18 protein-coding genes and 1 tRNA gene are annotated in these 26,046 nt (G+C 65.6%); 9 read left to right on the top strand and 10 right to left on the bottom strand.

The window, feature by feature from the left end; all coding sequences use genetic code 11:
- Window positions 1-80: 80 nt before the first annotated feature.
- Together ACSBOB_RS21270 and ACSBOB_RS21275 are read right to left on the bottom strand one after the other, a co-directional pair.
- Entirely contained in the window at window positions 81-443 is a 363-nt protein-coding gene (locus ACSBOB_RS21270) for a hypothetical protein (RefSeq protein ID WP_442578071.1), read from the bottom strand.
- On the bottom strand, window positions 440-703 hold the full coding sequence (locus tag ACSBOB_RS21275; RefSeq protein WP_442578072.1) for a hypothetical protein: 264 nt from the start codon (window positions 701-703) through the stop codon (window positions 440-442). The genes ACSBOB_RS21270 and ACSBOB_RS21275 overlap by 4 nt, the downstream gene beginning before the upstream one ends.
- A gap of 509 nt (window positions 704-1,212) precedes the next feature.
- Between ACSBOB_RS21275 and ACSBOB_RS21280 the strand changes: the two genes are divergently transcribed.
- The 4 genes from ACSBOB_RS21280 (at window position 1,213) to ACSBOB_RS21295 (ending at window position 3,994) form a co-directional block, all read left to right on the top strand.
- Window positions 1,213-1,530, top strand: a complete 318-nt coding sequence (locus tag ACSBOB_RS21280; protein WP_442578073.1) for a co-chaperone GroES — start codon at window positions 1,213-1,215, stop codon at window positions 1,528-1,530.
- A gap of 49 nt (window positions 1,531-1,579) precedes the next feature.
- Complete coding sequence (gene groL / locus ACSBOB_RS21285; protein WP_442578074.1) at window positions 1,580-3,208, top strand: chaperonin GroEL; 1,629 nt, start codon at window positions 1,580-1,582, stop codon at window positions 3,206-3,208.
- A 75-nt stretch (window positions 3,209-3,283) separates the two neighbouring features.
- Window positions 3,284-3,673, top strand: coding sequence for a hypothetical protein (locus tag ACSBOB_RS21290; RefSeq protein ID WP_442578075.1), 390 nt, complete (start codon window positions 3,284-3,286; stop codon window positions 3,671-3,673).
- A gap of 153 nt (window positions 3,674-3,826) precedes the next feature.
- Entirely contained in the window at window positions 3,827-3,994 is a 168-nt protein-coding gene (locus ACSBOB_RS21295; protein ID WP_442578076.1) for a hypothetical protein, read from the top strand.
- Between the two features lie 385 nt (window positions 3,995-4,379).
- Here ACSBOB_RS21295 and ACSBOB_RS21300 read toward each other — a convergent pair.
- A tRNA-Gln gene (locus ACSBOB_RS21300) sits at window positions 4,380-4,453 on the bottom strand.
- Window positions 4,454-4,624: 171 nt separating this feature from the next.
- Here ACSBOB_RS21300 and ACSBOB_RS21305 point away from each other — a divergent pair.
- Window positions 4,625-5,662 (top strand): ABC transporter ATP-binding protein, encoded by a 1,038-nt coding sequence (locus ACSBOB_RS21305; RefSeq protein ID WP_442578077.1) that lies wholly within the window; start codon window positions 4,625-4,627, stop codon window positions 5,660-5,662.
- A 9-nt stretch (window positions 5,663-5,671) separates the two neighbouring features.
- Here ACSBOB_RS21305 and ACSBOB_RS21310 read toward each other — a convergent pair whose 3' ends face one another.
- Entirely contained in the window at window positions 5,672-7,348 is a 1,677-nt protein-coding gene (locus tag ACSBOB_RS21310) for an ABC transporter permease (protein ID WP_442583788.1), read from the bottom strand.
- Window positions 7,349-7,433: 85 nt separating this feature from the next.
- On the bottom strand, window positions 7,434-8,408 hold the full coding sequence (locus ACSBOB_RS21315) for an ABC transporter substrate-binding protein (protein WP_442578078.1): 975 nt from the start codon (window positions 8,406-8,408) through the stop codon (window positions 7,434-7,436).
- A 143-nt stretch (window positions 8,409-8,551) separates the two neighbouring features.
- On the opposite strand from ACSBOB_RS21315, the gene ACSBOB_RS21320 reads away from it, so the two are divergent.
- Together ACSBOB_RS21320 and ACSBOB_RS21325 are read left to right on the top strand one after the other, a co-directional pair.
- Window positions 8,552-9,379, top strand: coding sequence for a substrate-binding domain-containing protein (locus ACSBOB_RS21320; RefSeq protein ID WP_442578079.1), 828 nt, complete (start codon window positions 8,552-8,554; stop codon window positions 9,377-9,379).
- A 54-nt stretch (window positions 9,380-9,433) separates the two neighbouring features.
- Complete coding sequence (locus ACSBOB_RS21325; RefSeq protein ID WP_442578080.1) at window positions 9,434-10,204, top strand: phosphodiesterase; 771 nt, start codon at window positions 9,434-9,436, stop codon at window positions 10,202-10,204.
- 16 nt (window positions 10,205-10,220) lie between these two features.
- On the opposite strand, the gene ACSBOB_RS21330 is transcribed toward ACSBOB_RS21325, so the two are convergent.
- The 5 genes from ACSBOB_RS21330 to ACSBOB_RS21350 all read right to left on the bottom strand — a co-directional run bounded on the left by ACSBOB_RS21330 (window position 10,221) and on the right by ACSBOB_RS21350 (window position 16,229).
- Window positions 10,221-11,444, bottom strand: coding sequence for an MFS transporter (locus ACSBOB_RS21330; RefSeq protein ID WP_442578081.1), 1,224 nt, complete (start codon window positions 11,442-11,444; stop codon window positions 10,221-10,223).
- Window positions 11,445-11,569: 125 nt separating this feature from the next.
- Complete coding sequence (locus tag ACSBOB_RS21335; protein WP_442578082.1) at window positions 11,570-12,406, bottom strand: DUF6030 family protein; 837 nt, start codon at window positions 12,404-12,406, stop codon at window positions 11,570-11,572.
- 337 nt (window positions 12,407-12,743) lie between these two features.
- Window positions 12,744-13,319: a DUF1349 domain-containing protein gene (locus ACSBOB_RS21340; protein ID WP_442578083.1), complete on the bottom strand. Its 576-nt coding sequence runs from the start codon at window positions 13,317-13,319 to the stop codon at window positions 12,744-12,746.
- A 55-nt stretch (window positions 13,320-13,374) separates the two neighbouring features.
- Window positions 13,375-14,790: a mannose-1-phosphate guanylyltransferase/mannose-6-phosphate isomerase gene (locus ACSBOB_RS21345; RefSeq protein ID WP_442578084.1), complete on the bottom strand. Its 1,416-nt coding sequence runs from the start codon at window positions 14,788-14,790 to the stop codon at window positions 13,375-13,377.
- Between the two features lie 2 nt (window positions 14,791-14,792).
- Window positions 14,793-16,229, bottom strand: coding sequence for a phosphomannomutase (locus ACSBOB_RS21350; RefSeq protein ID WP_442578085.1), 1,437 nt, complete (start codon window positions 16,227-16,229; stop codon window positions 14,793-14,795).
- A gap of 904 nt (window positions 16,230-17,133) precedes the next feature.
- Here ACSBOB_RS21350 and ACSBOB_RS21355 point away from each other — a divergent pair.
- Both ACSBOB_RS21355 and ACSBOB_RS21360 read left to right on the top strand, forming a co-directional pair.
- Window positions 17,134-24,630 carry an SDR family NAD(P)-dependent oxidoreductase gene (locus ACSBOB_RS21355; protein WP_442578086.1) on the top strand — a complete coding sequence of 2,499 codons (7,497 nt, stop codon included), beginning with the start codon at window positions 17,134-17,136 and terminating at the stop codon, window positions 24,628-24,630.
- Window positions 24,627-26,021 (top strand): aminotransferase class I/II-fold pyridoxal phosphate-dependent enzyme, encoded by a 1,395-nt coding sequence (locus ACSBOB_RS21360; protein WP_442578087.1) that lies wholly within the window; start codon window positions 24,627-24,629, stop codon window positions 26,019-26,021. The genes ACSBOB_RS21355 and ACSBOB_RS21360 overlap by 4 nt, the downstream gene beginning before the upstream one ends.
- Window positions 26,022-26,046: the final 25 nt, after the last annotated feature.

The raw sequence follows: 26,046 nt of genomic DNA on the forward strand, positions 1-26,046 counted from the left end.
GAGATAAGTGTGGCGCTCAGCCCTTGCCCTTCGCCCGCGGGGCGTTCGTGGCCAGCTTGATCTGGCTGCCAAGAGGGATATCAGCCTTCGCCAGAGCTTTCTCCTGCTTCGGCTTTCTGATCTCGCGGCTGCTGCGTTTCTGTCCCTTGGCCATTGCCGAACGTTCTTTCGATGAGAGTTGCGTCGTCTCCCAGACGAGACATGTCGACCAGTTCCAGGCTGTCTTCCGCCGCCACCCGTTCGTGACGTTCTGCATCGTTGCGGATGCGATATTGGGGTGAATTGCCCCGGTGCGGCAGCGTGCCGGTGATCTGGTAGATGTCGTTGGCCTTGGCAGGCATTCCCATTCCACCCTTCAGCCGGACAGCCTGCCCGATCGAATAGAGATGGCTGGCGGCTTCGTGCCGGATCGCGCGGAACTTGCGCTGCATGGTAGTGGTCATGATTGTCGGAGGTCCTGTTCGAGTGCGGCATCTAGATCCGCCGAGTTAATCGGCACCATCTGTTGTGTCGGCCGTTGCGCCGAGATCGCGGGCAGATGGATGAAGCTGCCGACGCGCCGCCAGGCGAGCCGCGAGACCGCTTCGATCGGTTCCTCATCGTGGTCGACGCGGTACTCTCCGGCCGGCTGCGGCGCGTCGAAGCCCGGCAGAGAAAACGCCGATGAGAAGCGGACGATGGTTTGCGTGGTGCGGACGGTCATGATGCGGTCTCCGCGGGAGCACGCCGATGCGCCTCCCGCACCACCCCAATCCGAACCCGGACGGACCCCGTGCTGCCAGTACATCCGTGGTCAGCGCCGAGTTCATTCCAGGGTTCGAACCGAGCGGCATGCGCCGGATCGGCGCCTTGCATTCGCTCTCGACAATTCGGTGGTGAATGGCGGGTCGATGGTCTCTGACACCGCGAAAGCCAAATTCGGCCAAATCAACGAGTTTTACATATACGCCTTGTTTGATGTGCAGACAAGCCGTAATCCGAATATCTCGCCCAAAAGAACTGAAGAGCCGCAAGAAAAATCGAGAAGCGATTTCGAACAAAACATTGCCGTTTTCCTCACGAGACGGGATTTTTCGCAGACTACTTTGATCTATATTTTTTGACGATTTCGTCTCGGTCACGAATAATTTCTGGCACTCCTATCATTCGAGTGCCAAAGGCGCTACATAAGGAGCGCGGTCGCCCTATGCGCTGGCTGTAGAAAGAACTCCCATGAAATTCCGGCCACTCCACGACCGCGTCGTCATCCGGCGCGCCGAAGGCGATCTCAAATCCAAGGGCGGGATCATCATTCCCGACAACGCAAAGGAAAAGCCGCAGGAAGGCGAAGTCATCGCCGTCGGCCCCGGCCTGCGCGACGAAAGCGGCAATCTGATCCCGCTCGACGTCAAGGCCGGCGACACCATCCTGTTCGGCAAATGGTCGGGCACCGAGATCAAGCTCGATGGCGAGGACCTTCTTATCATGAAGGAAAGCGACATCATGGGCATCGTCGAGAAGCCCGCGGCGGTCACCAAGAAAGCCGCCTGACCGATCGGTTTTCCGATCCTCCTGTCCCACGAAGAACTGGAACACCATCATGTCCGCCAAGGAAATCAAATTCTCCACCGATGCGCGCGATCGTCTTTTGCGCGGCGTCGAAGTCCTCAACAACGCCGTCAAGGTGACGCTCGGCCCCAAGGGCCGCAACGTCGTCATCGACAAGGCCTATGGCGCGCCGCGCATCACCAAGGACGGCGTCACCGTCGCCAAGGAGATCGAGCTCTCCGACAAATTCGAGAACATGGGCGCTCAGATGGTGCGCGAGGTGGCCTCCAAGACCAATGACCTTGCCGGCGACGGCACCACGACGGCGACCGTGCTCGCCGCCTCCATCCTGCGCGAAGGCATCAAGCTGGTCGCCGCCGGCATGAATCCCATGGATTTGAAGCGCGGCATCGACCTTGCGGTCGCCGCCGTCGTCAAGGACATCGAAAAGCGCGCCAAGAAGGTCAAGTCGTCGGACGAGATCGCCCAGGTCGGCACCATCGCCGCCAATGGCGACACAACCGTCGGCGAAATGATCGCCAAGGCGATGAAGAAGGTCGGCAACGAGGGTGTCATCACCGTCGAGGAAGCCAAGACGGCCGAAACCGAGCTGGAGGTCGTCGAAGGCATGCAGTTCGACCGCGGCTACCTCTCTCCCTATTTTGTCACCAATGCCAAGAAGATGCGTGTCGAGCTGGATGACCCCTATGTCCTGCTGCACGAGAAGAAGCTCGGCAATCTCCAGGCGATGCTGCCGATCCTCGAAGCCGTCGTGCAATCCGGCAAGCCGCTGCTCATCATCTCCGAGGACGTCGAGGGCGAGGCGCTCGCGACCCTGGTCGTCAACAAGCTGCGCGGCGGCCTGAAGGTCGCGGCGGTGAAGGCGCCTGGCTTCGGCGACCGCCGCAAGGCGATGCTGGAAGACATCGCCATCCTGACCCAGGGCCAGCTGATCTCGGAAGATCTCGGCATCAAGCTCGAAAACGTTACCCTCGACATACTCGGCCGCGCCCGACGCGTTGTCATCGATAAGGACACCACGACGATCATCGACGGTGCGGGCGACAAGGAGGCCATCGCCGGCCGCGTCACGCAGATCAAGGCGCAGATCGAGGAAACCACTTCGGACTACGACAAGGAGAAGCTGCAGGAGCGGCTCGCCAAACTCTCCGGCGGCGTCGCGGTCATCCGCGTCGGCGGCGCGACCGAGACCGAGGTCAAGGAAAAGAAGGACCGCATCGACGACGCGCTCAACGCCACCCGCGCAGCAGGCGAAGAAGGCATCGTTCCCGGCGGCGGCGTAGCGCTCCTGCGCGCCAGGGCGGGGCTCACCGGCCTGACCGGCGCCAATGCCGACATGACCGCTGGCATCTCGATCGTGCTCCGGGCGCTGGAAGCGCCGATCCGCCAGATTGCCGAGAATTCGGGGGTCGAAGGATCGATCGTCGTCGGCAAGCTTGCGGACGGCAAGAACCTCAACGACGGCTTCGACGCCCAGACCGAAACCTATGTCGACATGATCAAGGCCGGCATCATCGATCCCGCCAAGGTCGTCCGCACCGCCTTGCAGGACGCCGGCTCGATCTCGGCGCTATTGATCACCGCCGAGGCGATGATCGCCGACGCTCCCAAGGACGCGCCGTCCGCCGGCAATGGTGGCAATGGCGGCATGGGGTACTGACCACGACAGCCGGCCCCAGGGCCGGCACGTTCCGGAAGACGGCCGACACCTAAACCATAACAAGGGAACAAACTCATGGCCATGCCAGTCAGCAAGCCTTCTCTCGCCCAGCGTTGGGAAAACTATCAGCCATCCAAATCGACGCTCGTCTGGGCCTGCGCCGCGACCGCGGTGGTCACGATGATCGTCGGCTTCAGCTGGGGCGGCTGGGTCACGGGCGGCACGTCGCGGACGCTGGCCGCCACCGCCGGCGACGTGGCGCGGGGCGAGCTTGCCTCGGTGGTCTGCGTCGAGCGCTTCAAGGCTGCCACTGATTCCCCGGCGAAGCTGACCGAGCTGAATGCCATCACCGACAGCTACAAGAGGCGTCAGTTCGTCGAGGCCGGCGGCTGGGCGACGATGCCCGGCCAGACGGCTCCCGACAGGCGCGCCGCCGAAGGCTGCGCGGCAGCCCTCGCCGCCTGAGACTTGAGGCATCCGAGGCTTCGGCCTCTCGCCATATCTCCGATAACGGCCGCGATCGGATTGCCTTCGCGGCCAAGCAAGGTCTTGGCGACAAATCAACGATTGGCTGCGCCGCGGCCGATCGTGGACCCGTCACGACCAAGGAGCACGATCATGATCAACTATACCAAAAAGACCGACACGCCTGCGACGGCCAAGGAAATCGAGGACAACCGCTTCGAACAGATCCGCAAGCAGGCGGCGGACAGGCACAAGAAGTCAGACACGGACGGCACCCGCCGCCGCGACCGCCAGACCGCCGAGACCAACCGCCTCGTGTAGTGCCATTCAGTATATATGGTTGGCAGAAATCGGCAGGCAGGAACAACGACGGACTTAAGTTACCGCAGGAGCAGAATGCCTGTGCCGTTCTTTCCCTCATCACTCCAAAAGCAAAAAGCCCGCCGGCCGGAGCCAGCGGGGCGATCATAGTGCCGGTGTCGGGAAGATGATCAGTCGTCAGGCTTCGGCTTCAACCACGCCACGACGATCTCGAACAGGAGGTCCGCGATCCACATGGCGCAGACGCCAATGGGGCAGACTCATCGTCAACAGTCGTGGGGAGGCGGTTTTCCACAGGCCGCGTGCCATGTGGATCATCCGTTTGACTACTACATTAGTCGTTTCTAATATAGTCAGGCGATTGTTTTCATTGAAAAAAAAGTGCTGGCTGGGGAACCTGGATTCGAACCAGGACTAACGGAGTCAGAGTCCGTGGGTCTACCGTTAACCTATTCCCCAGCAGGGGTCCGCAGAAACGACGCGGGCGATCCGCCGAAGCGGAATGGGCTGCCTTGTATTCGTCACGGCGAAAGAGTCAAGCCCGCAGCGCAATTCGATCCTCGAAAGACAAGACGGCGTTGCTGCGCTGCGGTAGAGGAAGCGCCGGGCCGTCAACGAGGAGTTTGCGAAGTGACGACGATACGCGCCGAGAGGCTGTCGCGCAGCTATGGCGAGATCGTGGCGGTGGACGGGGTCACGCTCGATTTCCCGGCGGGTTCGTTCACGGCGCTGCTCGGTCCGTCCGGGTGCGGCAAGACGACCCTCTTGCGGCTGATCGCCGGTTTCGAGGCGCCGGCCGAGGGACAGATCCTGTTCGACGACCGGCTGATCGCCGATCCGCTGCGGCAAATCCCGCCGGAATCACGCGGCGTCGGCATCGTGTTCCAGTCCTATGCGCTGTGGCCGCATATGGATGTCGCGGAAAACGTCGCCTATCCGCTCAAGACCAGACGAACCGCAAAGGTGGAAATCGAACGGAAAGTGGCCGATGTGCTGGAGATTGTCGGGCTGGCCGGCTTCCAGGCCCGGCGGATCGACGAACTTTCCGGCGGGCAGCGGCAACGGGTCGCGCTGGCGCGCTGCCTGGTCGCCGACGCGAAAGTCATCCTGTTCGACGAGCCGCTGGCCAATCTGGACATGCATCTGCGCGCCGCCATGGTCGATGTCTTCCGCGACATCCATCGCCGCACGGGAGCGACGATCGTCTATGTCACCCACGACCAGGCCGAGGCGCTGGCGCTTGCCGACCGGGTGGCGGTGTTGAGTCGGGGACGGCTGCTGCAGGTCGCGCCGCCGCGGGACGTCTATCGCGCGCCGGCGGATGCGACGGTGGCAGGGTTCGTCGGGCGGGGCGCGATCATCTCAGGTTCGGTGGTCGCCGCCACCGGCGACATGTCGACGGTCGAGGCCGCCGGGCATCGTTTTTTCGCTCGCGGCGGCGGCAAGCCCGGGCCGGCGAGGATCCTGCTGCGGCCCGAGGCGCTGCGCCTCGCCGCGGACGGCTTTGCCGCGCGGGTACTGGACAGCGTCTATCGCGGGCCGGTGCATGAAGTGCGGCTGGCGCTGGCGACCGGGGAAGAGGTGGTGCTCGACAGCATCGATGCGCCGGCCGCCGGCGCGGTGGTTCATATCGCCTGTTCGGACGCCTGGGTCATCCCGACGGATTGATCCAAACGGTCAGCGCCACGGCAACACGCCTGCCGGCAGCCTGCGGCCGAAGCGGTCGAGCACGGCCAGCAGCACCATGACCACCACGATGGTCGAGACGGCGATCGCCGCGGCCTGCGTTCCCAACCCCGCTTCCTCCAGGCTGAACAGCACGACGCCCAGCGTCTCGTTGCCGCTCGACCAGAGCAGCGCCGAAACCGTGAGTTCGTTGAAGGCGCTCATGAACACCAGCAAGCCGCCGGCGACGGCGGCGGGAGCGGCGAGCGGCGCGGTGATGGTGACCAGGCGGCGCAGCGGTCCCGCCCCGGCGATGGCCGCCGCCTCGTCGAGGTCGCGCGGGATCTGACCGATGGCGGTGGCGGCCGGTTTCATCGCCAGCGCCAGGAACCGCATGAGATAGGCGACGAGGATGATCGCCGGCGTGGCGTAAAGGCTGCCTACAAGCGGCAGCGGGCGCAGGAACAGCAGGATGCAGGCGATCGCCAGCACGATGCCGGGCATGGCATAAGGCAGTTCGACAAGCCCTTCGAGCGGGCGGCGGACGCGCGGGCGCAGCCGCTGCAGCACGACGGCAACGGGAATGATGCCGGCTGCCAGAAGCAACGCGGCGCCGCCGGCCAGCATCACCGAGTTCCGGAAGGCGCGCATGGTCGAGGCCTGGCGGGTCAGCACCTCGGCATAGTTCGACAGCATCGCCGTCTCCCAGCCGAGCGGCACGCCGAAGGCCGGGATCAGCGAGGTCGTCAGCAGCGCCAGCGCTGGCAGAAGCAGCGTCACGGCGATCACCGCCCAGGCAAGACCGGCAAGCGGCGGGCGGAAGCGCCCGAGGGCGAAGCGCGCGGGCGTTCCGCCGGCATAACGGTGGCCGGCCGCGCGCAGCGCACAGGATTGCAAGGCGACGCCGGCCAGCGCCAGCGCGCCGATCAGCACCGAAAGGGCCGCCACCTGCGGCAGGACCTCGGGACCGAAGCTCGCCAGTTGCTGATAGATCAGCGTCGGCAGCGTGAGATAGTTGACGGGCGTTCCGAGCAGTGCGGGGATGCCGAAATTGCCGACGCCGGACACAAAGGCAAGGGCTGCGGCGGCAACCAGATAGGGTTTTAGCAGCGGCAGCACGATGGTGATCAGCGCCCTGCCCGGCCCCGAGCCCGACGCCCGCGCCGCCTCGACCAGATCGCGTGGCACCCGCGCCAGCCCGGCGCGCAAGGTGATGAAGACGATCGGCGCGTGCTGCACGCCGTAGAGCAGGATGATGCCGTTGCGGCCGAGCATCGGGTTCGGCGTGCCCGGCGGCGGCGCGACGCCGAGCATGCCGAGCAGCGCGCTGGACGGTCCGAACAGGTGCAGCCAGGAAAGCGCCGTCACCTGCGGGGCGATCATCAGCGGCAACAGCAGCAGGAAACCCAAAACCTTGCGCCCAGGCAGATCGGTCAAGGCGATAGCGACGGCGAAAGGCACGCCGATGGCAAGCGCAAGCAGCGCGCCGAAGAAGGCGGTGTCGAGCGTGTGTCCCATGGCGCGCAGCGCCGAGGGTTTTGCCAGACGCCCGAGGAAAGCCGCGACATCGACCTCGCCGCCGGGCGCGATGGCGGCCACGACAAGCCGTGCCATCGGCAACAGGCTGAGAAGGCCGATCAGCAGAAGGACGGCGACGGTCGACGGGCGAACGACCGAGACCACCGCCATGGTCCGGGCCACGAGGCCAGATCGCGGCAGCGGCGGCCTGTGCGAAATCGTATGCTGGACGGAAGTCAACGAAACGGCTGCTGCCTCACTGGCCCATCATCTCGCTGAACTTCTCCTTGTTCGCGGTCTCGTTCGCAAGGGCAGCGGCCGCATCGAAGCCGAGAATCTTGATCGCCGAGCGATCGGGATAACCGGCCGGCAGGTCGGCATCGGTGCGCGCCGGGATGTAACCCTGCTTGACGGCAAGCTCCTGCCCTTCCTTGGAAACGAGGAAGTCGACGAAAGCCTTGGCGGCCTCCGGGTTTTTTGCCGTCGACAGGATCGCGACCGGCTCGGTGACGGCCGAGACGCCTTCCCTGGGGAAGACGAACTCGACCGGCGCGCCCTTGGCCTTCTCGCGGATCGGCATGTAGTCGACGATCATGCCGAACAGCTTGTCGCCGCCGCTGACAGCCTTCAGCACGTCGCCATTGCCGCCGGCGGCCTGCGCGCCGTTCGTGGCGAGCGAGGCGTAGTAGTCCCAGCCCTGCGGCAGGTTCTCGACCAACGTGACGGTGTGGATCAGCGCGGCGCCCGAGGTCAACGGGCTCGGCATGGCGATCAGGCCCTTGGCTTCCGGCTTGGCGAGGTCGGCCCAGCTTTCCGGCACGAACGGGGCCTTGATGTTGTAGACGATGCCGGTGGTGATCAGTTTTGTGGAGAAATAGGTGCGGTCCTTGTCGGCGAGCGTCTCGTCGTAGCCTGTCAGGTCGGCTTCCGGATAGGCGAGCAGGCGGCCTTCCTTCTTCAGCCCTTCCATGGTGACGATGTCGGCGATCAGCAGCACATCCGGCTGCGGCTGGCCGGCTTCGATCTCGGCGCGCAGCTTGGCCATGATCTTCGGCGTGCCGTCGCGCACCCATTCGACGGTGACGCCGGGATTCTCAGCCATGAAGGCGTCGACGGTCTGCTGCGCGTCGGTGTTGGGCTGGCTGGTGTAGAGCACCAGCTTGCCATCGGCGGCTTGTGCCTGGCCGAGCGCGGCAGCGAACAGAAGTGAAGCGAGAAGCGCCTTGCGCATGAGAATCCCTTTCGCGGCGAAACACGCCGGCCGGCTGCGCGACCTGACGTGAGAAACGCTCTCCCTAAAGCCGATGGATAACTGTACTATGACAGTTCGCATCGTGGAGAACGGGAGGTCTCCAGCCGAGCGCGGGCCGCCTCATGGTCGGCCTCGTGGTGACGCGGCCGGAAGTCGGCTTTCGAGCGCATCTCGTCACCGCGCTCACCAAGGCGCTGATCCGTCGCGGCAGCGTTCCGATCCTGATCAACACCGGCCACACCGAGGCCGAATTGCTGGCCGCGCAGAATGCGCTGTTCGGCTACCGCGCCGAGGCGACGATGATCCTTTCCGGCTCGCCGCCAGCTTCCTTTGTCGAGCTGGCGCGGCGCAACGGCCAGCCGCTGATCGTCATCGGGCGGTCTGAACCGGGCTGCGACCACGTCCGCATCGACAATAAAGGCGCGGCGCGGCCGGCCGCGGCGCTGTTCGTGGCGCGCGGCTACAGGCGGCTGGGGGTGGCAGCCTCGCAGTCGCGCACCCCAAGCCTGCTGGAGCGCGAGGAAGCCTTCACGGCGGAAGCCGAGCGTCTCGGCGCCACGGTCGTGACGGCCCGCGGCGACGATCCGGACTATGCCGGCGGCCGCAAGGCCGCCGGCGAGCTGCTGGCCATGGGGAGGCGTCCCGAGGCGATCTTCTGCGTCAACGATCCGATCGCTTTCGGCGTGCTCGATCATGCGCGCGCCGTGGCCGGGTTGAACGTGCCGGAAGACCTCGCCCTCATCAGCTTCGACGACGTGCCCGAGGCCGCCTGGCTGGCGTATGGGTTGACCACATTCCGGCAGGATCCCGAAGCGATGGCGACGCGGGCGGTAGAACTACTCGATCTGTGTCAGCGCGAACCGCACAGGCCCCCTGCCCGCGAGAAACTGCTGGCACCGCTGGTGACGCGGACAAGTTTCGTGCCGGTCTACGCGCCGTCTTCGTCCTGATTGCCGAATCTCCAGCAAACCGCCAAAACCGCCGCATCCGCATTGGAGTGCATCATGCTGAAAATCCTGCAGGTCTCCGACATCCATCTGGCCATGCCCGGAGAGGTTCTGTTCGGCTCGGACCCGCTGACGCGGCTGGAAGCCTGCATCGCCGACATCAACCGCAACCATGCCGATGCCGACCTCGTCGTGTTCAGCGGCGACCTCGCCAATGACGGCCTGCCGGAAGCCTATGCGGCGCTGAAGGAGCGGCTTGCAACGCTCTTGCCACCCCATCGCCTGATGCTCGGCAACCATGACGACCGGGCGACATTCCTCGCGGCGTTTCCGGAGATCGCGACGGAAGCAGGCTTCGTGCAGGCCAGCGTCGACGTCAAGGGCACGCGCCTGCTGCTGCTCGACACGCTGGAAACAGGTCTCGTCGAAGGCCGGCTCGGTGGCGGGCGGCTGGAATGGCTGGATGAAAAACTTGGCGAGGCGGAAGGCCGCCCGGCGCTCATCTTCACCCACCATCCGCCGGTCGATATCTACATGCCGGCGCTGGACAATTGCCGGCTGATGGACAGCAAGCCGCTGCTCGGCCTGCTGCAAAAGCACGGCAATGTGCGCCACATTTTTGCCGGCCACGTGCACCGGCCGGTTTTCGGCAGTTGGCACGGCATTCCTTTCAGCGCGCTGCGCGGCACCAACCACCAGTCGGCGCCGGTCTTCGCGGGCAAGCATAGGGTCAATCTCGAGCCGCCGGCCTACGCCATCATTCTCGTCAGCGATGCCAGCGTCGTCGTGCATTTCCACGATTTTCTCTACGCCGACCCCGCCGCATAGATGCGTCGGGATCAGGTCAGGCGACGGCCGGCCGGCTCGACTTCCACAGCAGCAGCGTCATCACCGTGACGTTGAGCAGGTTCCAGGCGATGCCGTTCAGGAAGGCGGCGGCATAAGAGCCGGTCGCGTCATAGATCCAGCCGGACATCCAGCCGCCCAGCGCCATGCCGATGATGGTCGACATGATGACGATGCCGACCCTGCTGCCAGCTTCCGACGCCGGCATGTATTCGCGCACGACGATGGCGTAGCAGGGTACGATGCCGCCTTGCGACAGGCCGAAGACCGCCGACACGACATAGAGCGAAGCCAAGCCGTCGAAGGGGATGTAGAGCAACAGCGACAGGCCCTGCAGGACCGAGCCGATGAGGATCGTGCGGATGCCGCCGATGCGGTCGGCAACGAAGCCGGAGGCCATGCGACTGATGATGCCGGCAGCGAGCATGATCGCCAGCATTTCCGACCCGCGCGCCACGCCGTAGCCGAGGTCCATGCAATAGGCGACGATATGCACCTGCGGCATCGACATGGCGACGCAGCAGCCGAGGCCGGCGACGATGAGCAGCGTCTGCAAAGCCGATGGAGAGATCGAGATCGGCCGGACCGGGCGCGCGCCGTTCGGGCCTGCGGCATCGTGCAGCGGCGCGCTCCGGCGCAGCAGAAAGGCCAGCGGCACCATGGTCACAAGGCAGACCACGCCGACCGCCGCATAAGCGAAGCGCCAGCCTTCCGCAGCCATCATGTGAGGCATGACGATCGGCCAGAACGCGCCCGCCAGGTAGTTGCCCGCTGCCGCCGCCGACACCGCGACGCCGCGCCGGCGCTGGAACCAGTGCGAGATGTCGGCGATCAGCGGGCCGAACACCGCCGACGAGCCGGCGCCGATCATGACGCCCTGGACGATGGCGAGCTGGGCTACCGATGTGGTGAGGGAGGCCAGGATAAAGCCGCCGCCGAGCAGGACGGAGGCCAGCAGTGCCGGACGCCAGTAACCGACGCTGTCGATCAGCCGGCCGATCATCACATTGCCGAAAGCGAAGCCGAGCATGGTCGCCGTGTAGGGCAGCGATGCGCCGGCCCGATCGACGCCGAACTCGGCCTGCACCGCCGGGAGAACGACCACCACCGCCCACATGCCGGCGCCGCCAATGGTGGCGAGCAGCACGCTGATGGCGAGCCGCGTCCACGCGTAGGCACCGTCTATGTCGGCCGCGTCGCGCAGCCGTTGCGTCTGGTCCATGTCGACCGCCTTGCGCGCTTCGCGTCCCGGATTCGGCTTTTTCCGCGATGATCGGAGCTACGAGGCCGCAGCGTCAGCGCCACGGCACCAATTCGACCACGCCAGCCGTAGAACCTGGCGCCGGCTCAATCGGCCTTGCGCAGGCGAGGTCCCTTGTCGACGCCGGTCGTCGCCGGCGCGGCTGCCGTCTCGGCCGGGCCTCCGAGATCGGCCGTTTCGTAGAAGGCATAGAGCGTCGGACCGAACTCGATCGACAGATTGTAGCGCGTGATATCCCCGAACTCGCGCTTCAGCGTATAGGTGGCGTCGTGCAGGACGACCCTCGCAGGCTGCGTGTCGCGGATCGCCCGCAGGATCTCCGGCGGCGCCGACAGGCCGACCTGCTCGGAAAAAAAGCGAACGAATTCCTGCGCTTGCTCCAGCAATGGCTTGCCATTGTCGGGGTCGGGAAGATTGATCTTCAGCCGCGCGGTGCCGATGCGCTGGCCGCCGCGGCCGCGCAGCATGTAGAAAAGGCTGTTGGAGCCGGTGTCGACTATGTCGGCCTCGTCGGTGCGCGCCATGCACTCCCAGCCCGTGCCGGCGACTTCCGCCGCCTTCCAGCCGAGATTGGCGAAACCGGCGCCGTCGAGGCTGTCGCAGATGCGCTCGGGATCCTTGCCGATCAGCGGCCGGAATGGATAGGGACTGTCGGCGCGAAACGAGAGGAACCCGGGCCGAAACCGCGCTGGCTCCGGCTTGGCCGGTATCGCCGTCGTGATCGTAACCGGTTGATCGGCAAGGGTTATCGCCTGCGCCGGCTCGGTCCGCGCCGGTTCGGGGCGGGTGGTCGTCTCCGGCATCATCGACACCAGGGCCACCACGGGCAGCACGAACGAAAGAGCCATCAGCGGCAGAAGGATCACCCGCGCCCTGGTCGACCGCGCGTCCTTTCCCGCAGCAATGGTGGGTTCCCCCGGCATGTCCAGTCCAGAATTCCCTGTATGAACCCGGCCTGCCGCCCGGCGGCACAAGTCGGGGTGAAAACAACCTTCCGTCAGCTTGCCCTAATTATCGATAAAGGCATTGCAAGGGAAAGGAGGTGCGAACACAGTAATTTCAAGAGGTTGATGGCCTGCACAAAATCGCGTGAAGTCCCTTATATCGAGCGTTTCCAGGGACTTGCGGTTCAACTGCGGCGAATCGAGCGCGACGGACTTCACGCGCGCCCGCTTTTTGCCGCCCGACACGGCAATTTCGACGGTTTCAGATGGACGGCGAGGTCTTTCGCATCACTTCCGACGGGCAGCGCCGCGCGTCTCAGTCGTCGTGCAGCTTTCGATCGATCGGCGGCCCGACATCGATGTCGCGGAACCTTGCCTGAAAGCCGGCGCGCTCCGGAGAGCAGGCCATGACGCCGACATGCGCGTCGCCGTCGAGGAAAGGCGCGAGCCTAGCCATGCGCCAATGCGAACCGTCGACCGCATACTGGACACGCACCGCGTCGTCGTGGCGGGTGAGCCGGACGCGAACCTCGCTTTCCGGCGTGGCATCGGGCAGCGGGATCACTGACCAGTCGGAAACCTCGCGGGTGACCACCACGCTGAAATGCATCAGCCGGTCGGTGTACTCGATCCCGGTCTTGATCCAGTTGCGCTCGTCGACGCGCAGCATCAGGCCGGCCTGGTCGTAGAGTTCCTCATAGGCGCCAATGACGGTGGCGGCGGCGCTGAAATCGCCTGAAACCGGCTTCAGGAAAGCGTGGCCGTTATCGCGGGTGAAACCGTAGAAGGTCTTTCGCCAGAAGTCGGTCGAATTTGCCGTCGTGAGACTGAGGTCCGACGCATCGCCCGTCCACGAGGGCGGCTCGTTGATCCAGGCATAGTTCCCGCTCAAACACCCCTCCCCGCCTTACCGGCCTGGAAATGAAGACGATGCCAGCCTGAAATCGTCAGCTACGCCCATAGACATCGTCGAAGCGCACGATGTCGTCCTCGCCGAGATAGTCGCCGGTCTGCACCTCGATCATGACGAGGCGCAATATGCCGGGGTTCTCCAGCCGATGGTTGGTTCCCGACGGGATATAGGTCGACTGGTTGGTGGCGAGCAGCATCTGGGTGTCGCCGTTGACGATACGTGCCGTTCCCGAGACGACCACCCAGTGCTCGGAGCGATGGTGGTGCATCTGCAGGCTGAGGCGGCCGCCGGGCTTGACCTCGATGCGCTTGATCTTGAAACGCTCGCCTTCCTCCAGCACCGTGTAGGTTCCCCACGGGCGATGCACGGTGCGGTGCAGCTTCGAGGCCTCGTGGCCCTCGGCCTTCAGCCGGTTGAACAGCGTCTTGACCTTCTGCGCATCGTCCTTGTGGGCCACAAGCAGCGCGTCGGCAGTGTCGACGATGATCAAATTCTCGACGCCGACCGCGCCGATCAGCCGGTCTCCGCCGCTGATGATGGAGTTCCTGGTGTCGACCAGCGCGACCTCGCCGACCGTGTGGTTGCCGAATTCGTCGCCGGGCAAGAGGTCCGCGAACGCCGTCCACGAGCCGATGTCGCTCCAGCCGATGTCGCAGGGCACGACCGAGACGTTCGGCGCCTTCTCCAGCACGGCGTAGTCGATCGACACCTTGCGGACGGTCGAGAAATTCGCCTTGTCCAGCTCGATCTGGACGACGCCGGTTCCCGACGACCGCCGGGCGGCGGCGAGGCTGTCGCGGCATCCCTGAAGGATGTCGGCGGCAAGCTGTTCGAGAAGGTCGAGCATGGTGCCGGCCGCGAAGCAGAACATGCCGGAGTTCCAGAAGAAGCGGCCGCTGGCGAGATATTTCTCCGCCGTTGCCAAGTCCGGCTTCTCGACGAAGCGGATGACATCGGTGCCTTCCGCCTCGATATACCCATAGCCGGTCTCGGGCCGCGTCGGGAGGATGCCGAAGGTGACGAGGCGTCCCTGTTTCGCCAGCGCGATGGCCTGCTCCACCGCCGCGACGAAGGCCGGCACGTTGGCGACCATGTGGTCGGCGGGAAGCACGCACATCACGGCGTCACGGCCATGCGCGGCCTCGACCGCCAGCGCCGCCGCTGCGATGGCGGCCGCCGTTTCGCGGCCCTCCGGCTCGAGCAGGTAGGTCAAGGCAGGGGCCGGGAGGCCGGTGTCGCGATACTCATCCTCGCTGGCAAACAGCAGTTCGCGGTTGGTGACGGTCACCAGATCGCTGACGCGGGGTATGGCCAGGGCGCGGCGGAAGGCATGCTGCAGCAGCGACTGGCCGTCACCGACATCGATCAGCGGTTTTGGATGGCTTTCGCGCGACAGAGGCCAGAGGCGGGCGCCGGCACCGCCGCTGATGATGACTGAGACAATGGTCAATTTCACACTCCGCCGAAACTCGCAGGGAACCGCTCGATCCTGGACAGTCCGGCCTGCAGCAAGGCGGCGGCACGCTCCGCCGTCTTTGCGGATGCGTAGCATCGCATTTCCGGTGCATTGCCCGATGGCCGCAAATGGATCATGCCCCCGTCCTCAAGATAGATCTGCAGGCCGTCTATGTCCTCGACGCGGGAGAGTAAGCCGAGATCACTTAAGAAAAGGCGGATATTGTCTCGAGAATCCCGCAGATTCGCCATCAGGCGGTCGCTGTCGGCGCGGGCATAGTTTTCGACCCGGCCGCTGACGCAGACGGGAAGCGCGAGATCACCGACCAGCTTCGACAAGGGAAGAGCCGCCGCGTGCGCGGCAGCGAAGGCGCACAGGATCGGCAGCACGCTGTCGCGCGTCGGCAAAGCCGCCAGCACCGAGCCGCCGACGTCGACCGGCGTGCCGACCAGCAGGCCGCCATTCGCCTCGAAGCCGATGACATGCCTGAAGCCGTGCGCCACCGCCTTGTCCATCTCCTCCAGCACATAGGGCGAGCCGACTTTCGTGCGGATCACCTCGAAGCCATAGCTGGCGGTGATTCCGGGGTTGGACGAGACCGGCGTCACCACGGCGTCCGCCTTCAGGAACAGAGAGGCCAGCAGGCCCAGCGCGTCGCCACGGATGACCTTGCCGCTTTCGTCGGTCATCAACGGCCGGTCGCCGTCGCCGTCGGTCGAGATGATCGCGTCGAGCCGCTGCGTGCGCGACCAGTTTTCCAGCCGCCCGGCGGTGGATGCGTCGATCGCCTCGGTATCGACGGCGACGAACTCGCCGCTCTCGCCCAGCGGCACCACTTCGGCTCCGAGCCAGGCGGCGAGGTCGGCGAGCGTGTCGCTGGCAACCGAACTGTGCCGATAGACGCCGACGCGCTTGCCTTTCAGGATCGGCTCCGCGAACGCCGCCTTATAGCGCGCGACATAGAGGCGAAGCGCCTCGCCGTCGGGCGCGGGAAGGCCGGGCAAGGAGGCCAGTGCCGGCATGCCGGCCGCGGAGGACTCGCTGGCCAGCGCGGCGATCGCACGCTCGTCCGCCTTGTCGATCTCGCCGTCCGGCCGGTAGAATTTCAGGCCGTTGCGGTCCGGCGGGATGTGCGAACCCGTTACCATGACGGCCGGCACGCCGAGCGTGATGTTGCGCAGGGCAAGCGCGGGCGTCGGCAGGATGCCGCAATAGACCGGCCGGAGCCTGGCCTCGACGAGCGCCGCCAGAGCCTGGCGCGTCAGATCCGGGCTGCTGTCGCGCCGGTCGCAGCCGACGAGGACTGCGCCGCCCTGGGCAATCCCGGCGCCGAAAAGCATATGGGCGGCGAAGGCCGAGACATGCGCATAGCCGGGGCCGGCCAGGAGGTCCGTGGCCAGGCCGCGAAGTCCGCTCGTGCCGAACGCAACCATTCCATCCCCGCCTTTTTGCAGCTTCCGCGCGCAGGCCGTTCAATTGATGGGACCGCGCCGGCTTGTCAATCTCGGAGACTGGCCGCGATGGGGCAATCGCTTGAATGGCTCCTGCCGCCCTGATCCTCTGCCGGGAACTTCTCCTATTGCAGGAAGCAAAAAAGGAGTCGACCGCAGCAGCGCCGCCTTTCCCGCACCGTTCGGGATTGGCGAAATCATCGGTCACAGCGGCGTCCGCTCCGCTCTTCACGGGGAAAAGGTCCGGCGGAGCGACAAGGGACGGCAGATTCGGCGGGATGCGAGCGCGCCACGAAGCGGAAACTCCGGGCTCTGGCGCAGGCGAAAACCCCTGCCTTCTGCAACCATGCCGCGAGCCAACGCACCATATTCGCCGGACACAGCAGGCGAGCGATTCGTCGGATGCCGATATGGTCGAGGATGCCGCCGCTATTTCCTGCTGCCATGACGCAAGAAAACCATTATTGGATTCGAGGTGGGCCGATGACCGGCGCGCCACATCTGTCTATACTGGCTGATGTCTATACTGGCGGAAAGGCGGCCATGAATGGGCGGGATACGCAGGATCGGGTTAACGGTCTGAACGGAAACGCTTTCCAGGTAGGGTTACGTTGCAGCATCTTCTATTCGGCGCGCATCGATTGTCTCTTGCCGCCATATGAGCTACTACGGAATTGCTGGGGGGCATGAGACAGGCGGCAGACGACTTGCGGGCTCAGGAATGCAACTACCAGGACGGTGGGACACGCCAATGGCGTCATTTCCAGATTATCCTCTCCCCATACGGGGCGCGACGAAGACAGGAAGCACGAGTGGCTTCCGCTGACGTCCGGTTTGCAAAGGCCGGAAATCAATTCATGATCTTGGTATAGTGGCGTCAGGGGACATGTCGGTAGAAATCATAGGTCGCGCGGTCCGTGCCCCCGGCGCGGACACACCCGAACAGCTTTTCGATTTGCTGCGTCAGCGTCGCTGCATGATCACGCAGGTGCCGGCCGACCGGTGGGACCAGTCGCGCTACTGGCATCCCGAGATCGGCACGCGCGGCAAGACCTATTCCTTCGCCGCCGGCATCATCGACGACTGCTTCAGCTTCGATCCCGGCGTGTTCGGCCTGTCGCAGCGCGAAGCACAGCTGATGGACCCGCAGCAGCGGATGATCCTGCAGCTGACCTGGCGCGCGCTGGAAAGCGCCAACATCGATTATTCCGATCTCGGCCATCAGCGCGTCGGCGTCTATATCGGCGCTTCGGCGCTCGACCACGGCAACCTCATCGTCGAGGATCCCGCCGCCGCCGGCCCGCATTTCATGACCGGCAACACGCTGTCGATCGTTTCCAACCGCATCTCGCACGTTTTCGGCCTCAACGGGCCGAGCCTGACCGTCGATACCGCCTGCTCGTCGTCGCTGGTTGCGCTCGACCTGGCGATGAAGGCGCTGGAAAGCGGCGAGGTCGATACCGCGATCGTCGGCGGCGTGAACGCGCTGACGCACCCGCTCGCCTTCGTCGGCTTCGCGCAGGCGCGCATGCTGTCTCCCGAGGGGCTTTGCCGGGCCTACGACAATGACGGCATGGGTTACGTCCGCGCCGAGGGCGGAGCGGCGATCATCCTGCGCCGCAGCGACGTGGCGCTCGCCCAGGGCGACCGCAGCTATGGCCGCGTGCTGGCCTCCGCCGTCAATTCGTCCGGCCGTACCAACGGCATCTCCCTGCCCTCCGAGCAGGCGCAGGCGCAACTGCTGAAATCGCTTTATGACGGCAACGGCATCGATCCGAACCGGCTGGCCTTCATCGAGGGCCACGGCACCGGCACCAAGGTCGGCGATCCGGCCGAGATCTGGTCGATCGGCACCGTCATCGGCGCGGCCCGCCGCGCGCCCATCCCGATCGGCTCCATCAAGACCAATATCGGCCACACCGAGCCTGCCTCCGGCCTGCTGGGGCTGATGAAGGCGATGCTGGCGCTGGAGAACAATTATTTCCCGGCCTCGCTGCATTTCGAGACGCCGAACGACGCGGTCGACTTCAACGCGCTCAACGTGCATGTGGCGGCCGAGCCGATCGAGTTGCTGCACGGCAAGCATGCCCGCCTCGCCGGCGTGAATTCGTTCGGCTTCGGCGGCACCAACGCCCACATCATCATCAGCGACCCGCAGAACCCGCGCGAGCGGGAAAAGCCCGAGGCCGTCGGAAAAGTCTTCCTTGCTAGCGCGCACACCGCGTCGGCGCTGGATTCGCTGCTGAAATCCTACCGGACGGCGCTGAAGGAGGCGACGATCGCCGAGCGGCGGCCGCTGATCGCATCCGCCGGCGCCAACCGCCATCATCTCAAGCACCGTTTCGTCGTGGCGAACGACGACCCGGACGTGATCGTCAAGGCGATCGATTCGCGCACCCGCGACCGCGACAGCCGCGAGGCCGTGCAGGCCGAGGCGATCCGCGACCAGGCCAAGATCGCCTTCGTGTTCTCGGGCAACGGCTCGCAATGGGCCGGAATGGCGATCGACGCCTATCGCCGCAACATGGCCTTCCGCGACCGCTTCAACGTCGTACACGCGCTGTTCCAGGTGCGCTCGCAGATCAGCCTGATCGACCTTCTGTTCGACGCCGACCTAGAGACCAAGCTGCAAGACACCAAGATCGCGCAGCCGCTGCTGTTCGCGATCCAGGCCGCACTTGCCGACGTGCTGTCGCTGCTCGGCGTCAAGCCGGACGCGGTCTACGGCCATTCTGTCGGCGAGGTCGCCGCCGCTTATGTCTCCGGCGCGATCTCGCTGGTCGATGCGGTTTCGGTCGTCGCCAAGCGCTCCTATCATCAGGACCGGCTCGCCGGTCTCGGGCGGATGGCCGCCGTGCAACTGGCACCGGAAGACGCGCTGGCATTCTTCAAGCGCCATGGCCTCGACCAGATCACCATCGCGGCGGTCAACGCCAAGGGCTCGGTCACGGTGTCCGGCCCCGGCGAGCAGATCATGGCGCTGCGCGAGATCATGAAGGCCGAGCGGATCGTCGGCCAGGTGCTGGACATCAACTATCCGTTCCACCACCCGCTGATCGAGGTCGCCAAGGACGATTTTCTCGACGACATGGCGCAGATCGCGCTCCGGCCGTCGCAGATCCCGTTCATCTCGACGGTGACGGGTGGCGTGCTGTCGGGCAACACGCTCGATCCGGCCTACTGGTGGAGCAACGTCCGCGAGCCGGTGAATTTCCTCGGCGGCACCAATGCGGCGCTCGACCTCGGCTGCAGCCTGTTCGTCGAGATCGGCCCGCGCCCGATCCTGACGTCATATCTGCGCGACACGATCAAGGATCGCGCCGTGGCGGCCTCAGCCATCTCCTCGCTGATGCGCGAGGAGAGCGTCGCCGACCCGGTCTCGACCACCTATGCGAGGGTGCTCGCCAATGGCGGCGCGTTCGACCGGCGCAAGGCGTTCGGCCAGCGTAATGCAAGGATCGTGCTGCCGGCGCTGCCGTTCGAGCCGGCCGACATGCGCCATGAATTCACCAGCGACGCGATCGACCTCTACGGCAGGCTGGACGCGCCCCATTCGCTGGCCGGATGGCGGATCGACCTGTCCAGCGGGAGCTGGAAGAACCACATCGACGCGCATCTCTTCCCGGATCTCGCCGAACACGTCGTCGACCACAAGTCGATCCTTCCGGGCAGCGCCTTCCTCGACATCGCGCTGTCGGTGGCACGGCAGTTTCTGGCGTCCGACGAGATCGAGATCTCCAATCTGGAGATATTCCGGCCGCTGGAGCTGTCGGAAAACCATCTTCGCGAATTGTCGACGACGGTGTTCGGCGACACCGGCGACATCGAGATCAAGTCGCGCGACCGGCTGAGCAACGACGACTGGACGCTGCACGCCGTCGCCCGCTGCCGAAAACTGTCCTCGGGCAGGCCGGCGGCGATGTCGCCCGCCTGGAAGCGCGCCGATTCGACGCTGATAGGCGGCGCCGCCGCCTACGAGACCGCGCATCAGTTCGGGCTGGACTACGGGCCGACGTTTCGGCTGATGCGCGAAGCCTCGCGCATCGACGAGAAGCGGATCGACGTGGCGCTGGCGCCCCCGGCGCCGGCGAGGAACCCGCATATCGGCTACAGCTTGCATCCGGTCTCAGTCGACGCCGCCTTCCACGGCCTCGTCGCGGTGTTCGGGGAAATATCCGGCGAGCGGCGCGGCGCGCCCTACATCCCGGTGCGTTTCGGAACGGCGCGGCTCTACCGGCCGGACGCCGTGATAACGCGGGCGATCATCGACATCGGGCGCGTTTCGTCGGGTTCGATCAAGGCTGGGTTCACGCTTCTCGACAAGGCCGGCGAAGTCGTCGCCACCTTCGAGGACTGCCGTTTCAAGCGCACGTTCCTGCGCCAGCAGAAGCCGCTGGAAGACGTCAGCTACCACCAGGTCCTCGTCCCCAGCCGCGTGTCGCCTTTCGGAGACGCCGCCAGACCGGCGCCGGCACTTGCCGAGCTGTTCGCCAGGACCGAGGAGGACGAGGGCGACGGCTCCTCGCAGATGATCGAGGCGGCGATCTACCGCGCCAATTTCGAGATCGCCCGCAAGGCCAGCCGCAACACCGGCGTCATCGCCGCGGACGCACTCCCCGGCGACCTCGGTTTCAAGCGTTTCGTCGCCAACGGCCTTTATCTGCTCGAGGAAGTCGGCCTCGCCGCGCAAAGCGAAGGCAGCTGGTCGATCCAGGCGGAATGCTCACTGCCGCCGGTTCCGGCAATCCTCAACGCCATCTACCGCGAACGGCCCGACCGCATCGCCGAGGTCGTCGTGGTCAACGACGTGTATTTCGAGGCGATGCAACGCCTCGACGCGCTGCATGCGCCTTCGGGCGGGCAGGCAAGGCCGGAGTCCGACCAGTCGAAGCCGTCCTTCATCAGCGATACCGTGCTGGAAAGCCTGCGGGTGCATTCGCCCGCCAGCGTCAGCCGCGTCGCCATGATCACCAGCGTCCTGAAGAAGGCGATCGAAGCCCGCAAAAACACGGCGCCGGTGCGGCGCATCGTCGAACTCGGCACGGTTTCGCGCGCGGTCACGGCAGGTTTTGCACGTCTCGCCGCCGAATCGGGAGCGGCCTTCGTCGCCGTCGAATCGCGCGACGCCGCGTTTGGGGAACTGGCGATCGCCTTCGAGACCGAACCGCATGTGACCATCGCCCGTCCGGCCGACCTCGCCCGGACCGGAACCGCCGACATCATCGTCAGCGCCGCCGACCACATATTCGAACTGATCAGCGCCGAGGGCTTCAACGAAGCCGTCGAAGCCGTGACCGGCGCCTCGACCCAGCTTCTGTTCTGCGCGACGGCGCCCAATGCGTTCGCCGATTTCGCCTTCGGCCTCAACGATGGCTGGTTCGACCGCAGCAAGGGCGTCGAGTTCCCGATCGGCCAGCTTGCCTCGGTGGACGACTGGCATTCGCTGCTGCGCTACCTGCCGTTCGAGAATGTCGCTGCGGCGCGGCACAATCTGGTTCACGGCCCGGCAATCACCGTGGAAGCGGCCGGACGCGCCACGCTGGCAGCTGCCACGGCGCCTGCCATCCCGCAATCGGCGCTAGTCCTTCATGACGGCAGGATTTCTGCGAAAGCCCGGACCGTTTTCGATGAAGCGGAGGCAGGCTTCCTGCGACTGACCGGCGCGGCAGACAAGGACCGCGCGGCGCTTGCCGCCGCACTCGGTCGCTTCGGCGACGACGCGGTCAACGTCATCTATCTGCCCGACCCGATCGAGGGGGACGGTTCGGAAAGGCTGCAACGCAGCATCCTGCGGCTGCGCAGTGTGGCCGAAGTCCTGCGAGCACACGCACCGGCCAATGCGAGCACCGCAAAGAAGCGTCTGGCGGTGATGATGGATGCCGAAGAAACGGCGCATCACGCATCTGCCAGCGATGCCGGATTGTGGGCGTTTCTGCGCGTGCTGCGAAATGAATTCGACGTGATCGACTTGCATTCCGTCGACCTTTCGGGCGCCCAGGACTGGAGCTTCGCGACCCGCGTCAGGCGGACGCTGGCCCTGATGACGGCCGACAGCGAAAACCGCGAGTGGGCCATCGACCCGGTCACGGCAGGCGCACTGGAAGTGCGGGTCGCGCCAGGCCCGATGCCTGACAGTCAGTCCTCCACCCGCGACTATGCAGCGGCGACCGTCAAGCAGCGCAGCGCCTCGCAGGTCGGCAGCATCGCCTGGCAGACCGCCGTTCCGGCGGAGCCGGAACCCGGCGAGATCCGCATCGCCGTCACGGCCACCGGCCTCAATTTCCGCGACGTGATGTGGGCCATGGGCATGCTGCCCGAGGAAGCCCTGGAAGACGGTTTTGCCGGGCCGACCATCGGCATGGAATGCGCCGGCTACGTCCAGGCGGTCGGTGCTGACGTCAAGGATCTAGTGGTCGGCGACGCCGTTATGGCGGTGGCGCCGGCGGCGTTCTCCACCCATGTCAATGTGAAGCGTTCGGGCGCCGCGAAGCTGCCAGCCGGGATCGATCCGGTTGCCGGCGCGACGCTGCCGGTGGCCTTCCTCACCGCCTATTACGCGATCGTCGAACTGGCGCGCATCCGGCCCGGCGAGACGATCCTCATCCATGGCGGCGCGGGCGGCGTCGGGCTGGCGGCGCTGCAGATCGCCAAGGCGAAGGGCGCCAAGGTCATCGCCACCGCCGGATCGACCGAAAAGCGCCGGCTGCTCGAAACGCTCGGCGCCGACCACGTCTTCAATTCGCGCACGCTGGAATTCGTCGACGACGTGATGGCCGCCACCGGCCAGACGGGCGTCGACGTCGTGCTCAACTCGCTGTTCTCGGAGGCGATGGAGCGAAGCCTTTCGCTGCTGAAACCGTTCGGGCGGTTCCTCGAACTCGGCAAGCGCGACTTCTACTCCGACACCAAGATCGGCCTGCGCCCCTTCCGCCGCAACATCAGCTATTTCGGCATCGACGCGGACCAGTTGCTCAACACGCTGCCGGAACTGAGTTCCAGCCTGCTTGCCGAAATCTCCGAGATGTTCGAGCGGGGAGAACTGGCGCCCCTGCCCTATCGCGCCTTCCGGCACGACGAGATCGTCGGCGCCTTCCGGCTGATGCAGGGCTCCGGCCATATCGGCAAGATCGTGGTGACGGCGCCCGTCGCCGGCAGGGATTCCGTGCTGGTCGCTCCGCGCGCCGGCCTGCAACTCGACCGCGAGGGCGTGCATCTGGTGCTCGGCGGCATCGGCGGCTTCGGCCTTGCCGCGGCCGACTGGCTGGTCGATCACGGGGCGCGCAAGATCGCGCTCTGCTCGCGCCGCGGCGTGGCCGACGAGGAGACCTCGGCGGCAATCCGCAAATGGGCGGTGCGCGGCGTGACCACCAGCGTCTATGCCTGCGACATCACCGACGAAGCGGCGGCGGCCAAGATGCTTGGCGAAATCCGGGTCGACGGTCCGCTCAAGACCGTGGTCCATGCCGCCATGGTGCTGGACGACGCGCTGATCGAGAACTTGACGGAGAGCCGCGTGCGCGCCGTCGTCGATCCCAAGGCCAAGGCCGCCGCGATCTTCGACCGGCTGACCCGCCAGGACGAGCTCGATCATCTGATCCTGTTCTCGTCGGCGACGACGCTGGTCGGCAATCCCGGCCAGGCGAACTATGTCGCGGCCAACGGCTATCTGGAGGGTCTGGCCCGGGCGCGCCGACGCATCGGCCTGCCGGCGCTGGCGGTCGGTTTTGGCGCGATCTCCGACACCGGGTTCCTAGCCCGCAACACCGACGTGAACGACATGCTGTCGAAGCGGATCGGCAAGACCGGCATGACCGCCGCCCAGGCGCTCGCCTATGTCGAGGACTATATCGTGCGCGACCCCGGCACGGTCGACGCCGCCGCCGTTTCCATCGCCGAGATCGACATGGGCATGGCTCGCCATTTGAAAACGGTCGCCACGCCCTTGTTCGAGGTCGTTGCCCGCTCGGCCAAGACGCAGTCGGCGGCAGGCGACGGCGAACTCATCGATCTCGTCGCGCTGGTCGAAGGCAAGAGCCAGGAGGAAGGCGAACATCTCATCTTCCAGCTGGTCGCCAGCGAGATTGCCTCGATATTGCGGGTTCCGGCCAGCGAGATATCGCCGCTCAAGGTGATCAAGGACGTCGGCCTCGACAGCCTCATGGCCATGGAACTCGGCATGAGCTTCCGCCAGAAGACCGGTTTCGAGATGCCGCTTTCCAGCGTGACCCAGAGCACGACGGTAGGCGACGTATCGCGAAAACTCTATCTCAAGATCACCCAGCGCGCCGGAGCCGACGGCGGCGATGACAAGGCGGCGAACACGGTCGTTGTCGACCACCTCGCCACCCGCCACACCAACCCGGCCAAGGCGAGCGTGCAATGACCGACGGCGCCAACCAGCGTACCCGCGCCGTTCGGGACCAGGTCCTCAGCTTCATGAAGGATCACGCGCGGCCGGCGACGCCGAAGCGCGCCGCGCGGCCTGCCGCGGTGCCGCAGGCCAGCCCCGCCCCAGCCTTCACCGACCTGCCGGAACACAAGCAGATCATGGCGCAGGCCGCCGCCGGCGACCAGCTCGGCATCGATAACCCGTTCTTCCGCAGCCATGCGGGCGCGGCGGGTGCCACGACGGTCGTCGACGGCAGGACGCTGATCAACTTCGCCTCCTACGACTATCTCGGCATGAACAGGCATCCCGAGGTTCTGGGAGCGGCCAAGGCAGCGATCGACCGCTACGGCATCTCCGCGTCGGCCAGCCGCCTCGTCGCCGGCGAGCGCCCGGTGCATGGCGAACTCGAAGCCAAGCTTGCGTCCTTCTACGGCGTCGACGCGTCAATCGTCTTCGTCAGCGGCTACCTGACCAATGTCGCCACCATCGGCACCTTGCTGGGACCGGAAGACCTCGTCATCCATGACGAATTCATCCACAACAGCGCGTTGATCGGCGCCAAGCTCTCCGGCTCGCATCGCCGGTTCTTCAAGCACAACGACATGGAAGATTTGGAGCGCGTGCTGCGCTCGGTGACAGGGCGGCATCGGCGCATCCTCGTCGTCGTCGAAGGCGTGTATTCGATGGACGGCGACGTCGCCGACCTGCCGCAGTTGATCGAACTCAAGTCGCGCTACGGCTGCTGGCTGATGGTCGACGACGCGCACGCACTCGGCGTCGTCGGCGACACGGGACGCGGCACGGCGGAGTACCATCGCTGCAATCCGCGCGACGTCGACATCTGGATGGGCACGCTTTCCAAAACCACCGCGAGTTGCGGCGGCTATATCGCCGGCAGCGAGGCGCTGGTCACGCTGCTCAAGGGAAGCGCCGGCGGCTTCGTCTACAGCGTCGGGCTGGCGCCGTCGCTCGCAGCCGCCGCCTGGACCTCGCTCGACCTGATCGACCGCGAGCCCGAACGGGTCGCCCGGATGCGCCGCAACGGCAATCTGTTCTTCGATCTCGCCCGGGAGCGCGGCCTCGACACCGGCGTCAGCGTCGGCTGCTCGGTCATCCCGGTGATCGTCGGCGATTCGCTGCGCGCCGCCCAGCTTTCCAACGACCTTCTGGCGGCAGGCGTCAACGTCATGCCGATCATCCACCCGGCGGTGCCGGAGGGTCTGGCGCGGCTGCGCTTCTTCATCACCAGCGAGCACACGCCCGAACAGATCGAATATGCCGTGACGCAGACCGCGGAGAAACTCGCGACGCTGGTCGAACGCAATTTCGGCGTCGGTTCCGTGGATATCGAGGCGGTTCTGCGCAAGATGGCCGCCGAGGCCTGAGCTGCTCCACCCACGCCGGGCCGCT

The organism is Mesorhizobium sp. KACC 23794 (genome assembly GCF_052180275.1).
GTDB lineage: Bacteria > Pseudomonadota > Alphaproteobacteria > Rhizobiales > Rhizobiaceae > Kumtagia.

Bases quoted from the DNA above. Each gene is read 5' to 3' on its own strand.
- ACSBOB_RS21330 (WP_442578081.1), bottom strand. From the start codon at position 11,444: ATGGACCAGACGCAACGGCTGCGCGACGCGGCCGACATAGACGGTGCC.
- ACSBOB_RS21360 (WP_442578087.1), top strand. From the start codon at position 24,627: ATGACCGACGGCGCCAACCAGCGTACCCGCGCCGTTCGGGACCAGGTC.
- ACSBOB_RS21295 (WP_442578076.1), top strand. From the start codon at position 3,827: ATGATCAACTATACCAAAAAGACCGACACGCCTGCGACGGCCAAGGAA.
- groL (WP_442578074.1), top strand. From the start codon at position 1,580: ATGTCCGCCAAGGAAATCAAATTCTCCACCGATGCGCGCGATCGTCTT.
- ACSBOB_RS21310 (WP_442583788.1), bottom strand. From the start codon at position 7,348: ATGGCGGTGGTCTCGGTCGTTCGCCCGTCGACCGTCGCCGTCCTTCTG.
- ACSBOB_RS21275 (WP_442578072.1), bottom strand. From the start codon at position 703: ATGACCGTCCGCACCACGCAAACCATCGTCCGCTTCTCATCGGCGTTT.
- ACSBOB_RS21335 (WP_442578082.1), bottom strand. From the start codon at position 12,406: ATGCCGGGGGAACCCACCATTGCTGCGGGAAAGGACGCGCGGTCGACC.
- ACSBOB_RS21270 (WP_442578071.1), bottom strand. From the start codon at position 443: ATGACCACTACCATGCAGCGCAAGTTCCGCGCGATCCGGCACGAAGCC.
- ACSBOB_RS21355 (WP_442578086.1), top strand. From the start codon at position 17,134: ATGTCGGTAGAAATCATAGGTCGCGCGGTCCGTGCCCCCGGCGCGGAC.
- ACSBOB_RS21320 (WP_442578079.1), top strand. From the start codon at position 8,552: ATGGTCGGCCTCGTGGTGACGCGGCCGGAAGTCGGCTTTCGAGCGCAT.
- ACSBOB_RS21350 (WP_442578085.1), bottom strand. From the start codon at position 16,229: ATGGTTGCGTTCGGCACGAGCGGACTTCGCGGCCTGGCCACGGACCTC.
- ACSBOB_RS21315 (WP_442578078.1), bottom strand. From the start codon at position 8,408: ATGCGCAAGGCGCTTCTCGCTTCACTTCTGTTCGCTGCCGCGCTCGGC.
- ACSBOB_RS21280 (WP_442578073.1), top strand. From the start codon at position 1,213: ATGAAATTCCGGCCACTCCACGACCGCGTCGTCATCCGGCGCGCCGAA.
- ACSBOB_RS21290 (WP_442578075.1), top strand. From the start codon at position 3,284: ATGGCCATGCCAGTCAGCAAGCCTTCTCTCGCCCAGCGTTGGGAAAAC.
- ACSBOB_RS21325 (WP_442578080.1), top strand. From the start codon at position 9,434: ATGCTGAAAATCCTGCAGGTCTCCGACATCCATCTGGCCATGCCCGGA.